The 14,550-nt window shown below is 41.8% G+C and carries 10 protein-coding genes; 7 read left to right on the forward strand and 3 right to left on the reverse strand.

Going from position 1 to position 14,550, the window contains the following annotated elements:
- Positions 1-72 precede the first annotated feature (72 nt).
- The gene (locus tag U2718_RS03535) at positions 73-1,614 is read right to left on the reverse strand and encodes a DEAD/DEAH box helicase family protein (protein ID WP_341994138.1); all 1,542 of its coding nucleotides are present in this window, start codon (positions 1,612-1,614) and stop codon (positions 73-75) included.
- Between the two features lie 1,116 nt (positions 1,615-2,730).
- Between U2718_RS03535 and U2718_RS03540 the strand changes: the two genes are divergently transcribed.
- Together U2718_RS03540 and U2718_RS03545 are read left to right on the forward strand one after the other, a co-directional pair.
- Positions 2,731-5,358 carry a PAS domain S-box protein gene (locus U2718_RS03540; RefSeq protein ID WP_341994137.1) on the forward strand — a complete coding sequence of 876 codons (2,628 nt, stop codon included), beginning with the start codon at positions 2,731-2,733 and terminating at the stop codon, positions 5,356-5,358.
- A 205-nt stretch (positions 5,359-5,563) separates the two neighbouring features.
- Positions 5,564-6,631 (forward strand): NADH:flavin oxidoreductase/NADH oxidase, encoded by a 1,068-nt coding sequence (locus tag U2718_RS03545; protein WP_341994136.1) that lies wholly within the window; start codon positions 5,564-5,566, stop codon positions 6,629-6,631.
- A gap of 14 nt (positions 6,632-6,645) precedes the next feature.
- On the opposite strand, the gene U2718_RS03550 is transcribed toward U2718_RS03545, so the two are convergent.
- Positions 6,646-7,395 carry an SDR family NAD(P)-dependent oxidoreductase gene (locus U2718_RS03550; protein WP_341994135.1) on the reverse strand — a complete coding sequence of 250 codons (750 nt, stop codon included), beginning with the start codon at positions 7,393-7,395 and terminating at the stop codon, positions 6,646-6,648.
- A gap of 947 nt (positions 7,396-8,342) precedes the next feature.
- Here U2718_RS03550 and U2718_RS03555 point away from each other — a divergent pair.
- Positions 8,343-8,840: a hypothetical protein gene (locus U2718_RS03555; protein WP_341994134.1), complete on the forward strand. Its 498-nt coding sequence runs from the start codon at positions 8,343-8,345 to the stop codon at positions 8,838-8,840.
- A 132-nt stretch (positions 8,841-8,972) separates the two neighbouring features.
- Here U2718_RS03555 and U2718_RS03560 read toward each other — a convergent pair whose 3' ends face one another.
- The gene (locus U2718_RS03560; RefSeq protein WP_341994133.1) at positions 8,973-9,638 is read right to left on the reverse strand and encodes a class I SAM-dependent methyltransferase; all 666 of its coding nucleotides are present in this window, start codon (positions 9,636-9,638) and stop codon (positions 8,973-8,975) included.
- A gap of 313 nt (positions 9,639-9,951) precedes the next feature.
- On the opposite strand from U2718_RS03560, the gene U2718_RS03565 reads away from it, so the two are divergent.
- From U2718_RS03565 to U2718_RS03580, 4 genes are all read left to right on the forward strand, one after another.
- The gene (locus U2718_RS03565) at positions 9,952-10,218 is read left to right on the forward strand and encodes a hypothetical protein (RefSeq protein WP_341994132.1); all 267 of its coding nucleotides are present in this window, start codon (positions 9,952-9,954) and stop codon (positions 10,216-10,218) included.
- 385 nt (positions 10,219-10,603) lie between these two features.
- Positions 10,604-12,091: an amidohydrolase family protein gene (locus U2718_RS03570; protein WP_341994131.1), complete on the forward strand. Its 1,488-nt coding sequence runs from the start codon at positions 10,604-10,606 to the stop codon at positions 12,089-12,091.
- Between the two features lie 222 nt (positions 12,092-12,313).
- A complete protein-coding gene (locus tag U2718_RS03575; protein ID WP_341994130.1) occupies positions 12,314-13,402 on the forward strand; it encodes a sulfonate ABC transporter substrate-binding protein in 1,089 nt (362 codons plus the stop codon).
- A 215-nt stretch (positions 13,403-13,617) separates the two neighbouring features.
- On the forward strand, positions 13,618-14,529 hold the full coding sequence (locus U2718_RS03580) for a TauD/TfdA family dioxygenase (RefSeq protein ID WP_341994129.1): 912 nt from the start codon (positions 13,618-13,620) through the stop codon (positions 14,527-14,529).
- Positions 14,530-14,550: the final 21 nt, after the last annotated feature.

Here is a 14,550-nt window from a genome sequence, read left to right on the forward strand (position 1 = left end):
TATAAACCACATAGACGCGCAAGCAGCTACCCGCAGGGTAGGGTACAAAGAACACCAAGAGTAAGAAATTTTTCATTCCTCTAATTCATCTTGATTTTGAGCTTTTTTATTTTTAGTAAAATAATTAAATTCTAACTGTTCCGCAGCACGATAATTTTTGTGCGGATTACTTCCATAAACAACCTGCAAATTCCCTTTGTTGTCTTTCTTTTCTTCACGCTCTCTACGTCTTAGCGGTTCGTTATTCTTTACCCCTCTCCTTCTTGCCGAAGTATTTTCCTCTGCTGTATCCTCAGCCACTACTTCATACAAAATCGCCTGCTTATTATTATCTTTCCCCTTTCTTAATACCCTTCCTAACCTTTGGATATATTCCCTTGCCGATCCCGTACCAGATAAAATAATTGCTATACTAGCGGCTGGCACATCTACTCCTTCATTCAAGACGTGGGAAGCAATCAAGGTTTTGTATTCTCCTTCCCGAAATTTTGTTAATATCTCATGGCGTTCCTTGACAGGAGTTTGATGCGTAATTGCCGGAATTAAAAATTCACTAGAAATGCGGTAAACGGTAGCATTATCGGCAGTAAAAATTAAAACTCGTTCTGGATAATGTTTAGCAAGTAAATTTGCTAAAATTCTTAATTTCCCATCCGTACCTAAGGCAATTTCTTTCGCTTCTCTGTGCGCTAACATTGCTCTACGCCCAGATTGCGATCGCGCACTCATTTGGACAAATTTTTGCCAGCCTTGAATACTTCCTAAAGAAATCTTTGCTTGCTGCAAAAAATCATTACGAATTTGAATTAATTGATTATATTTTTGACGCTCGTGTTGTGATAATTTCACCTTAATTTGTACTACTTCATGCTCTGCCAGTGCCTTTCCCGCTAGTTCCTCAGCTCTTTTGCGGTATACTTCTGGCCCGATGAGAAAATTTAAATCAGTATGTTTGCCATCACTGCGTTCTGGTGTAGCAGAAAGCCCTAAGCGATATGGTGCGATCGCATATTCTGCAATTACCCGATTAAAATCTGTTGGCAAGTGATGGCATTCATCAAAGATTATTAATGCATATTGATTTCCCAGCGTTTCTGCATTAATTGCGGCACTATCGTAAGTTGCCACCAGTATTGGCGTTTTATCCCGCGAACCACCACCTAGCAATCCCACTTCTGCATCAGGAAATGCCGCTACTAGATGTGCATACCACTGGTGCATTAAATCTAAAGTTGGCACCACAATTAAGGTTGTTCTTGGCGTCACTTCCATCGCCATCTGCGCTAGATAAGTCTTTCCCGCAGCTGTGGGTAGCACTACAACTCCCTGTCTCCCCGCCAGTTTCCAGGCTGCTAAAGCCTCAGTTTGGTGGGGGTAGGGTTCCATTTGCATACTAGAATTTAATTCCAGGGGATAAAATGCTTTAGCCTCGTCATGGAAATTGGTATTTTCTGCTTGCAGTGTTTCTACTAAAGCACGGTATTTCACTGCTGGAATTCTAAATTTCTCAACTCTATCATCCCATAGGGCATAATCCATCCAGCCCTTGCCGCGTGGTGGTGGATGCAAAATTAACGTGCCACGATCAAAAGATAATGTGGGGGTGCGAGCCATTTTTCGCCTTTTACAACCCTGTTTAGGAATTAGGTATTAGGTTTGCCCTATGCCCATTCATTAACATAGCTTAAAAAGTGATGATTAATTACGGCAAATTAACATTTACATAGTTAAAATTTTTGGAGTCAAGCAGAGGGCAAATGAATAAGAGTCATGCTCAAATAGAGAACACCAATATATGCTAAGAGACTTTTTTTATTAGAACGTGCTACTTTGAGAAAGTAAAAGTTCTAATAATTGACAGTTGATTTTCGATTTTATCCGTTGCAGTAACGCTGCTTTATTTATAGAAAATTGGCAACTAATAATAATAAAATTTAGGTTGATTTTGAGCACAAACTTATTCTTTAATCAAATTGAAATTTTATTATTATGCAGAATACATAGATTCCCGACTTCTCACTAGAAGTCAGGAATCTATTGTCCGATGTTCTAAGTAGGTGGCTCACCGCCTCCGGCGTCTACGTGACGGGAACCGCCTTACCTCTTGCCTCCTGCCTTCTACTTACAATCTTTTCCCTGGTACATTGTAAAATAGGTTACAAGTTTGATAAAACTATTTAATCGCAGAACAGCGAGGTAAAATAAAATCTTATTTACTTCAATAGTATTAGCAAAAAGTAAACTATAAATATTTTGGAATCCAATCAATCAGAAATAATTATGATAATCTTTTATGTTGGATATAAAGAAAGAAATTTTTATGCTTGAGGATACTTTCTACCACTTTGGATAGATTTATATATTCTACCTACAGATAGATAGAAACGCTCAATAATTCTTGCATACTCTATCTAAAGAAGTAGATACAGCTACTTGCTGTACAGACAACTGACTTTATAAAATAAATATGTATAAAATACTAATTGTTACATACTTTCTAAGTAAAAATCAGTATATGTTGCAAAATAGGTGTGTAGTGATCGCATTCTTTGACTAGATGAGTTTGGCAATTGTTTTTTCAGCCATCTGCATCAAAGGAGAATCCGTTTTGAAAGGAGAAGCCTCCCGTTTCACGTCCTATGCCCTGACGGTTTTGATTGTTGGTAGTATCTTATTACTAACGCTATTACTGCAATCACTGTTAACACCATATGTTTTTCTACTATTTTTGTGGCTGTGGCAATTAGTGTTTGTTATGGGGGTACTATGCCAGGGCTGCTAGCAATAGCTTTGTCTATGTTATCTCTGAGTTTTCTCGAACCAGTTTATTCGCTTTGGGGTTTTGGTATAGAGGACATCTTATATTTGAGTGTATTTGTCTTGGAAGCCACACTAATTGGGCTGCTAAACTCTAAATTACGTACTGCCAAACAATACTTAGAAAAAAGTTTGCAGCGGTTTCAAACCAGCGAGGCAAGATTTAAAAGTAGCGAAGAACGCTACCGCGCTTTTTTGGAGCAAAGTACAGAAGGTATTTGGTGCTTTGAACTAGAGCAACCGATTTCGTCAGACTGTTCGGAAGACGAGCAAATTCAGCATTTTTACCAATATGGTTATCTAAAAGATTGTAACGATGTTACAGCAAAAATGTATGGCTTTTCTGATGCTGAAGAAATTATTGGAGCTAAGTTAAAAGATTTTCTCATTGCTTGTGAACCTCAGAATATTGAATATTTGCGCAATTTTATTCGTTCTGGTTACCGCCTGATTAATGCCGAATCTTATGAAGTGGATAAGCATGGTAATTGCAAGTATTTTTTAAATAATCTTGTAGGAATTTTAGAAAATGGCATTTTAGTACGAGCCTGGGGAACGCAACGGGATATCACAGAACGCAAGCAGATAGAGAACGCCTTGCGTGAAAGTGAAAGTAGATTTCGTGCCTTAGCTGATGCCACGATTGAAGGTGTTGTGATTCATGAAAATGGAAAAGTCTCAGATGCCAATCCGGCTTTTGCTAAAATCTTTGGCTATGAAGTTAACGAAGTAATTGGCAAGTCGGCAGCAGACTTTGTCACACCAGAGTCACAAAAAATTATCTTAGAAAGAATTCAATCTAACAATCAAGAACCTTATGAAGTAACAGGAATCAAGAAGGATAATACGCAGATTATCTTAGAAGTCATTGGCAGAAGTAGTATATACCAGAGCCGAAAAGTACGAGTGGCTTCAGTGCGAGACATTACAGAACGCAAGCGAACACAAACAGCACTGCGCCAACGGGAAGAAGAACTGTACTTGATTACAAACGCTGTACCAGTTTTTATTTCCTATGTCGATGCCGAGCAACGCTACCGCTTTAATAATAAAAAGTATGAAGACTGGTATAAGCTTTCTACGGCAGAGTTTTATGGCAAACATATCAAAGAAGTGGTGAGCGAGTCGGTTTATGAGTCGATTCGGCCATATATAGAAACTGTATTATCAGGAAAAGAAGTCAACTACGAAACCCAAATACCTGTTGCTGATGGCAGTATGCGTTACGTTCATGTTTCGTATGTTCCCCATTTCCATCAAACAGGAGAAGTAAAAGGATTTGTTGCTCTCATTAATGAAATTACCGATCGCAAACTAGCAGAACAAGAACGGGAAAAACTGCTAGCAAGTGAAAAAGCTGCACGTACCGAAGCGGAAACTGCTAATCGCATGAAGGATGAGTTTTTAGCAACACTCTCCCACGAACTCCGCACACCCCTCAATGCTATGCTTGGTTGGACACAGTTACTCAAAAGTCGTAAGTTTGATGAAGCTACCACAGCAAGAGCGCTGGAAACAATTGACCGTAATACCAAATCTCTAACAATGTTGATTGAGGATGTTTTAAATGTATCGCGAATTATTAGGGGTACACTTCACCTTAATCTCCAACCGATAGAATTGGTATCGATAGTTAAAGCTGCATTGGATGTAGTCAGCCCAGCCGCGATCGCAAAAAAAATTCAAATTGAATCTGAATTAGATTCGGCAGTCGGGGTAGTGATTGGCGATGCCAATCGCTTACAACAGGTAGTATGGAATTTGCTTGCTAATGCTGTAAAATTTACACCCCAAGCGGGAAGGGTGAGTGTGCAAGTAAAACGCACAGATGACAGCGTGCAAATTTGGGTTCAAGATACAGGAGAGGGTATTTCTCCTGAGTTTTTGCCCTACGTGTTTGATCGCTTTCGTCAAGGCGATAGTTCCAACACGCGATCGCATGGTGGACTGGGATTAGGATTAGCAATTGTCAGGCATTTGGTAGAATTACATGGTGGCGTAGTCTCTGCTCATAGTCCAGGAATTGGACAAGGAGCGACATTTATTATTTATCTGCCGATGTCAGCTGTTGATATTAAGGCAAATTCATCGCAATTACTTCCACAAACACATGGGGAGCAAACCAATCAAGAGCGTGTTCCATTCTTGAAAGGCTTACGGGTACTGGTAGTAGATGATGAGGCAGATACTCGCGAGTTACTGTTAACTATTTTGGGGGAGTATCGAGCAGAAGTGGTGGCGGTTCCATCCTCTGCTGAGGCGTTGGATACACTGCCATATTTTCAGCCAGATGTCATAGTCAGTGATATCGGGATGCCTCAAGAAGATGGTTACACACTAATTCGGAAAGTGCGATTGCTTCCGCAAAAGCAATGGCGAAGTACTCCTGCGGTGGCACTGACAGCCCATGCAACAGCAGAAGACAGAGCAAAAGCATTGTTGGCAGGCTTTCAGTTTCACATTCCTAAACCAGTAAACCCGACTGAATTAGCTGTGGTAATCGCCAACCTTGCCGGACGCACAGAAAGAATTGAAAATTAGAGATGCCCACTGTTCAATGTGCTGCATGATAAAAGATGTCCAATTCCATATGACGATCCTTTGGATTACTTGCAGCCCATTTGTCTACTTTGCTGACTTCATCTAAGACAGTTTTCAACACATCTGGATGAGAGTCCTGTTAAAGGCTTAATTTTCTAAAATATTTGTGTAAATCTTTCTTTACACTTTACCCTTCATATTTGAAATGACCCACTTATTTACACCCCTCACTATTGGTGCTGTCACTTTTCGCAATCGGATTGCAGTGTCACCCATGTGTCAATATTCCAGCACTGATGGTTACGCCAATGACTGGCATTTAATTCATTTGACAAGTCGGGCGATCGGCGGTGCAGGTTTAGTTTTCACAGAAGCAGCAGCAGTAGAATCGCGAGGACGAATCAGCCCCCAAGATTTAGGAATTTGGTCGGATGTACACATCGAACCATTGGCAAAAATTGTCAACGCAATTCACAATTCTGGTGCAGTAGCAGGGATTCAACTCGCCCACGCTGGTAGAAAAGCTAGCACATCACCACCTTGGGAAGGCTCAAAAGTACTAGATCCATCTCATGGTGGCTGGTATCCGGTGGTTTCTAGTAGTGCTATTCCTTTTAGCGAAAATCACCCCATCCCAGAAGCTTTAGATAGTAAAGGCATCCAACAGATTATTCATGCCTTTGTACAAGCAACTCAACGTTCCTTAACAGCAGGATTTAAAGTCATTGAGATCCATGCTGCTCACGGCTACCTTTTACACCAATTTCTGTCGCCATTAAGCAATCAACGTGATGATGAGTATGGTGGTAGTTTTGAAAATCGTACCCGTCTGCTTAGGGAAGTGGTTCGGGAAGTGCGAAAAGTCTTACCATCAGATTATCCTTTGTGGGTGAGGATTTCCGCAACCGATTGGGTAGAAAATGGTTGGGATATTGAGCAGAGTATTGCCTTGGCAGATAAACTCAAGTCACTAGGTGTAGATGTAATTGATACTTCTAGTGGCGGTACTGTACCCAACGCCAAAATCCCCTATGGTGCTGGCTATCAAACTGAGTTTGCCTCCAGAATTCGTAGAGAGGCAAATATTTTAACTGGGGCTGTAGGTTTGATTACGATTCCAGAACAGGCAGACCATATTATCCGCACGGGTCAGGCTGATATTGTTTTGATTGGAAGAGAGTTTCTACGCAATCCTTACTGGGGATTATCTGCCGCGAAGATGTTAGGGCAGGAGGTATTTGCACCTGTACAATACGAGCGGGCTTGGATTTAGTATCTATAAAATTTTTACCATTCTTGCTGTGTTGGTCGGATGAGAATTTCATTGATGTTCACGCGCTGCGGTTGCGTCACAGCGTAAATGATCGCCGCAGCAACATCTTCACTTTCGAGAGGTGCGATCGAACGACGACGTTCTTCACTGCGTTGTTTGGCAATCGGATCGGTTATGTGGTCGTTAATTTCAGTATTTACTAAACCAGGCTCAATAATAGTGACACGAATATTATGCTTGCAAACTTCTTTGCGTAAGGCTTCTGAGAAACCATTCACACCCCACTTAGTCGCATTATAAACACCAATACCTTCTCTTGCTGTGCGACCTGCCACAGATGAAATATTGACAATATGCCCTGTCCCTTGGGCTTTAAGGATTGGTAACACGGCATGAGTTGCATACAATAATCCTAGAACATTGATGTCAATCATGCGTCGCCAGTCTGAGGTATTCGCACCATCGATCGCACCAACAAAAGCAACACCTGCATTGTTAACGAGGATATCTATCCGCTCGAATTCTGCGTTTGTCTTCTGAACTAAATTCTTTACTTGAGTTTCGTCTGTAACATCAGTCATGATGGGCAATGCACTGCCACCACTGCTTGCAATTCGTTGTGCTAGTGCATCTAAGCGATCGCCTCTTCTAGCTGCAAGCACTACTTTTGCTCCCTCTGCTGCTAGTGCAAGCGCTGTTGCCTCCCCAATTCCCGCAGAAGCTCCAGTGACAATTGCAACTTTGCCTTCTAATTTACTTGTCATGATGATTAACGAATAAGTAAGCGGACATAATTAAATGTAAAATGCCAATTTCTAGACCACAGACAAAAACAATCTTTTAGCTTCTGCTCTCTGCCTACCAACGGATACGCCGTACCTACGCTCTTGCGCGTAGCGACTTCTGTTCCCCGTAGGGGTTCGGTGCAGGGTAAGTAGCTGTACCTACGCTCTTGCGCGTTCGCCGTCAGGCGTTGCGTTAGCTAGCGACTTCTGAAAGTAGCTACTCCGCATCTACCGCATCTACCGCCTTCTACTTAATTAACGTTTTCTTGCTAAAGTGAGTCCATCTGCTGTTCGTAAAGATGATTAGGTAAGTGCAGAGTTTTACTCAGTGTTATTCAATCAAAAAATTTAGACGCTTTTTTAAAGCTTGAATTCTATAATACACTATAAACTAATCGGTTTAACGTATTTTAAAACTACTCAAGAATTGGGGCATTTTATTCCTAGAGCAAGATGGCGTTTGATGTCTACCTAATTGATAAATGCTAAAGTGCGATCGCTCACTCTTCTACAACAGGCGATCTGGCAGATAAACTCAAGCCTTCCGTATTATCTCGTAGTCTTTTTCAGAAATCAAATTAAGATGCCTATAGTACCCAGTAATATCACTGGAAGAAATACTTAATTTTGCAGCCTAACCTACCTGATGGTGGTAGCATTCCCATTAATCGTAGAATAATCGCCATTTGGGGATTTAGAGCGCGAATTCTTTGTTTAATCATCCGAATTAAGAGTATTAGACCGATAAAGTCAGTCTAATAAATACTCGTTCTGGCTAGCTGCTACAAAATGTGAGTGGCTGGGAAATCCTGTATTTCCCAGCTAGAACACACTTTGGTTGCAACTGACAGTCGAAAAAATCGCGTTCCGTCGTGGATCCAGCTGGGGAAATCTAAATTTTTAGTTGGTAGGACGAAATAAGAAAAATGCAAAATAAATCTACTCAAATGAAGAATATTTTCAAGGTATTGGCGGTAATTCTGGTCATACTTGGTATCTGCACTGCTCAGTCTGCTATGGGCTATAGCAATGAGACTTTCACAAACGCCAGTCTTCAGGGAAATTATGCATATGTCAACAACACTGGTGATGTTGCCAGCTTAGGGCCGATAACCTTCGACGGAAACGGTGGACTTACCGTGGATATCATAGCGAACTTACCGTGTAACAATCCCATCGTCAATTGTCCTAGAACCATTAACGATCTTCCCCCTGTGTTGAATGGCACTTACTCAGTAGAACCAAATGGTACAGGTCTTGCTACAATCCCTTTCTCTACCGACACGGTCAGGTATGATTTTATAATCTCTGAGACTAAAAAGAAAGGAAGAATACTTCTAGCGACCCAGGTTTTTGCAGCTGGTCAAAATGGAGGATTGGCCGGGCAGTTAATTGCTCCCACATGGAACCGAATATCAGACTAAGGATAGAGCAACTGTAGCCGAGCTGAGTGTGCAAGGCTTCAGTCTTGCTCACTCTAACTGCCGAACCATTGTATCAACACTGGCTGCTAATAAAGCACAGCGTAGGGTAGTAACGTAATTTTCTGAGATTAATTAACGTTTTCTTGCTAAAGTAAGTCCATCTGCCACAGAAATCAGACTTAAGTCTATACGCTCATCTTGATGCAATTTGCTATTAAATTCACGGATAGCATTAGTAGCCAAATCTTGAATATCTGCTTCTGTCACACGCCCAGACCAAAGTACATTGTCAATAACAATTAATCCACCTGGACGAATTAGCTTTAGCACTAATTCGTAGTAGCGATAGTAGTTTTCTTTATCAGCATCAATAAAGGCAAAATCAAAAGTTTCTGCGCTGCTCTCTGCTAGCAATTTTTCCAAAGTTTCTGTCGCTGGAGCAAGCCGCAGATCAATTTTGTCTGCCACGCCTGCTTTTTGCCAGTAACGACGAGCGATCGCGGTGAACTCTTCACTAATATCACAAGCTAAAATTTTACCGTCTGGTGGTAGAGCCAAGGCAACGCTAAGAGAACTATAACCTGTAAAAACTCCTAACTCTAGAGTTTTCCTAGCTCCAATCAGTTTTACCAAAAAGGCGAGAAACTGCCCTTGTTCCGGTGCAACCTGCATATTCGCTCTTGGATGACGAGCAGTCTCTTCCCGCAATTGTAGAAGTAGTTCTGGTTCCCGTAATGAGACAGACAAGAGATATTCGTAAAGATGATTCGGTAGGTGCAGAGTTTTGCTAGTAGTCATTCAGTCAACAAATCTAGACGTTTTTTAGGACTTTCATATTATAATACGGTAATACAATCGATTTAGTGTATTTTAATTTAACCTTGTTCATACAGGTCTTGGATATTATTTATAGAGAACAAAAAAGAAAACAACAGAGTTAGAAGTGTATATAGTGCGCTCAAAATCAAGTACGATACCTATCTAACAGTCATAATTCAATATAAATTGCTTCATGAAGGCAGAGAAATCCTAACAAAAAACAGAAAAATTTTTCTCAATGATTTAGAATTACTATATTCAAATTTATTCAAATTAAATTGATAACTTAATTATGGAAATTGTAAATAATATATCTGGTATTAATTTTTTGTGGATATTTGGAATAGTCTTTTTATTTATTGCTGTTATCGGACAAGCCAAATTATTTTTTGCTGAAATTAATCCAGGCTGTTTTGGAAGGTCTTTGGCTTTAATTATTGCTCTATTTTGCTTAACATATGCTGCTGTAACAACACTTTTGCCAGTTGAAGCATCTGATTTATTAAGAAATTATTTAACTCAACAAATTCAACAATTTATGGGTTTTATTCATTGGTAAAGTAGGTCAGTATAATTTTTAGCTAGTCAAAGATTGTATTATTTATAACATGACTGTCTGTCTTAAAAACAGGGCAGAAAGGTAAACTGCTGGAGGCCTCACCAGAAGGGCGTCTCGTAAAGTGGAGACGGTCATGGCATGTCACTCAATACTTAGTTTACCTAATAATTAGTAATTAATAAATTTAGTTTAACGTATATTTTGTTTGCTAAAGGCTTGTATTGTAGCTAAGGTTATGCAATCATACTAAATTAATCACCGATAAATCGGTCGATGATTAGTATTTTATTATAGATACAGCGCAAATGTAGCGCGATAAAACGATTCAGACATTGTCAAAACTGAACACACACGGCAAAAGATTCGTATCCGTGGAGAAACGATCGTGACTATTGCACTAGAACGTCCTAAGAAGAAAACTCGTTCCGCAGAGATTCGAGAGCAACTAGGTTATCCCGTCATTGATACCGATGTGCATACTCAAGAATTTGAACCTGTATTTCTTGATTATTTAGCTGAAGTTGGTGGTTCCAAGATTGTAGATAGCTTTCGGGAGCATCTACCCGGAGCTGGGCGTTATCGTTGGTTCCAGCAAACTTGGGAAGAACGCCGTCGCTACCGTACTGCCCGTCCTCCTTTTTGGGGGCGTCCTACCAAAGATACGCTAAATTTAGCAACTATTAGCTTACCTAAATTGCTGCACGAACGCTTGCAAGAAGCGGGAACAGATTTTGCGATCCTTTATCCTAATCTGGCAACTTTAGCACCACAAATTAAGAATGAAGAAATGCGACGGGCAGTTTGTCGAGCTGCCAATCTCTATCATGCAGACATCTTCCGTCCTTATCGCGATCGCATCACTCCCATTGCTACCATTCCTCTCAACACACCAGAGGAAGGAATTGAGGAATTGGAATATGCAGTGAACATCCTGGGACTCAAAGCAATTCAAATTCCTGGCTACGTTACCCGTGTCATCCCTGGCTTTGAAAAATATTCTGAAGAAATACAACGAGAAGCAACTTGGATTGATACCTTTGCCTTAGATAGCGCCTACGATTACGATCCCTTCTGGGCGAAGTGCGTAGAATTGAAAGTTGTCCCTACCACCCACGCTTCCGGTATGGGTTGGACTGCTCGACGTTCGATTTCCAATTACCAATACAATCATATTGGTCACTTTGCTTCAGCAGGTGAAGCATTCTGCAAAGCACTGTTCTTTGGTGGTGTTACTCGTCGCTTTCCTGCCTTGAAATTTGCTTTTCTAGAAGGTGGTTCTGTTTGGGGTGCTAGCCTCTACACAGATATCATTTGGCATTGGGAAACCCGTAACCCAGAAATCCTACAAAACAATCATCCTGGGAATGTTAACAAAGAGGAATTGCGCGAACTGTTCGCTCGTTATGGCGGGCCAGAAATTAACGACCGCTTTGAGCAAATTGGTAGCGGTTTGGGTTTCCACGGCAAATACTTTGCACCAGAAGATCCAGGCGAACTGAATGAATTTGCTGCGGCTGGAATCACCAAAGCTGAAGATGTGCGCGATCGCTTTTTAAATCACTTCTACTTTGGCACCGAATCAGATGATACCCGTGTTGCCTATGCCTTCCATAAAAAAGCTAACCCCTTTAACGATAGAGTGAAAGCATTCCTGGGTTCTGATTCCGGCCATTGGGATGTACCTGATATTACAGCTGTGGTGTCTAATGCTTACAGTATGGTAGAACGGGGAATTCTCAGCGAAGAAGACTTGCGTTATTTCTTATCTATCCATCCTTTGGAGTTGTATACCAGCCTCAATCGTGACTTCTTCAAAGGAACGGCAATAGAAAAAGAGGCAGAAGAATATCTGGTAAGTGTTGGTCGGCAGTGAAAGGGATCGGGGATCGGGTACTACGAAGAGGATACGGGGACATGGGGACGCGGGGACAAGGAGAATAATTCTCTTTGACTCCCCCACTCTCCCCCTCTCCCTCTCTCCCCCTCTCCCCCTCCTCTTCTTAGCCCCTAGCCCTGCCCCCAGTCTAACCATATTGCAATTCACAATTGGAGTCTTCATTTGATGGTTACACAACTTCTTATTTAAAAAAAACTTATGGTTGCAACAGTCAAACCTCAGTCTCTAAAAATATTTCGCCGCTTTACACTGCTGTTAATGCCAGGAATATTCACCTTGGTAACTTCGTTAACGTTAGTCGGTTGTACACAACAAAGCCAAAAAGCAGAAAATCAGTCTTCTGCTAGTAACGTATCGGATACTAAGCCATCTGGCATTAAGACCAAAGTACTCCGCATGGGGTATCAACAAGCCGGCGATCTAGTCAGAATAACGAAAGTATTGGAAAAGCGCTTAGAACCTTTGGGTATCAAAGTGGAGTGGGCGCAATTTGCCCAAGGGCCACAACTGATGGAAGCCATGAATGTCGGTAAAATAGATTTGGGTTCTGTTGGGGAAACTCCTCCTATCTTTGCCCAAGCTGCTGGTGCTGAGATTGTTTATGTTGTTGGTCGAAGACGTACTGAAAAGACTGGTAAAGGAAGCGCGATCGCAGTTCCTCCAAATTCTCCGATTAAGAGCGTTAAAGATATCAAAGGACAAAAAGTAGTCTTCCAAAAAGCTTCTGCATCTCACTATTTCATTATCAGAGCATTGGAAGAGGCTGGTTTGAAATACAGTGATATTCAAGTTCTGAGTATACCTAATGTAGAAGCTGCTAGTGCATTTCTAGAAGGGAAAATTCCTGTTTGGGTAAGTGGCGATCCTCATTTAGCTAGGGCTGAAAAATTGGGTAAGGCTCGAATTATCAGGACTGCTCAAGGGCTTGATTCACCTGGTGGATACTATATTGCTGGCAAGCAGTTTGCAATTGAGAATCCAGAGTTGCTGCGGATAGTGATTGAGGAGATTGATAAGATTGATCGTTGGGCTGAAGCGCATCCCCAAGAGACTGCAAAGCTGATTGCGCCAGAGCAAAAACTACCTCCAGACGTGATGAAATTGGTACTCAGTCGTCGCAGCTATGGATTGAGAGCTATTTCTCCAGAACTGATCAAGGAGCAACAACGGATTGCAGATTACTTCTATAAAAATGGCTTACTTCCCAAATCTCTCAATGTTCAGGAAGCGATGCTGACACCTGAGCAGTATGCAGCAATTACTCCGCCCACAATTAGCCAGAAATAGTATGAAAGGGATCGAGGATGGGATGAGGAAGAGGAGTGGGAGAGGGGGAGAGTGGGAGAGGGGGAGAGAGGGAGAGAGGGAGAGGGGGAGAGTGGGAGAGGGGGAGAGAGGGAGAGTGGGGGAGTCAAAGAGAATTATTCTCCTTGTCTCCGCGTCTGGGTGTCCTCTTTTGTATTAGCGGATAAGTACAAAAATTCCTTAGAGAAATAAACACAATGACTTCTAAATACTTCGATATTCAACCAGTTGCAGGACGTATTGGAGCTGAAATTGTGGGTGTTGATTTGAGTAGTGACCTCAGCGACGATATCATCAGTGATATCCGTAAAACTCTAGTCCAATACAAGGTAATCTTTTTCCGTCGCCAGCAACTTGATGCTAAAGGGCAAGTAGCTTTTGCTCAACGCTTTGGTGAAGTCACCACTGCTCACCCTACTGTGCCATCGCTACCTGGACACCCAGAAGTCCTGGATCTGGATTATGGTCGAACTGCTACTCGTGCAAATAATTGGCATACCGATGTCACCTTTGTAGATCGCCCGCCGCTTGGTTCTATTCTGCGAGCAATTGAAATTCCTGCCGTTGGAGGTGATACAATTTGGGCAAATTCTGTTAGTGCATACCAAAATTTACCAGAACATTTCCGTGATATTGCTGATAAGCTCTGGGCTGTACACAGCAATGCCTACGATTACGCGGAAGCCGCAGTCAGTCTTTCTGAAGAACTCAAAGCTTATCGGGCTGTTTTTACTTCCACAGTATATGAAACCCTGCATCCCGTTGTTCGCGTCCATCCAGAGTCTGGAGAGCGTGGGTTGTTTATTGGTGGTTTTGTCCGTCAAATCAAAGGACTATCAACTACAGAATCGGACGACATTATTCGGCTGTTACAAGCTTACATAACACGTCCAGAAAACACAGTCCGTTGGCGTTGGCAAGTTGGTGACGTGGCATTCTGGGATAACCGTGCTACTCAACATTATGCGATCGCTGACTATGATAATCAACCTCGTCGCGTCCAACGAGTGACAATTGCTGGTGACTTGCCAGTTAGCATTGACGGCAGACACAGTGAGGCAATCAAAGGTGATTCTTCTGCATATATCCCTAGCTTGGCTGTTGCTTAAGAGAAGGCAGAGGGCAGTCCC

Origin of the sequence: Chlorogloeopsis sp. ULAP02 (genome assembly GCF_038404745.2) — a bacterium.
In the GTDB taxonomy this organism is placed as follows: Bacteria; Cyanobacteriota; Cyanobacteriia; order Cyanobacteriales; family Nostocaceae; genus Chlorogloeopsis.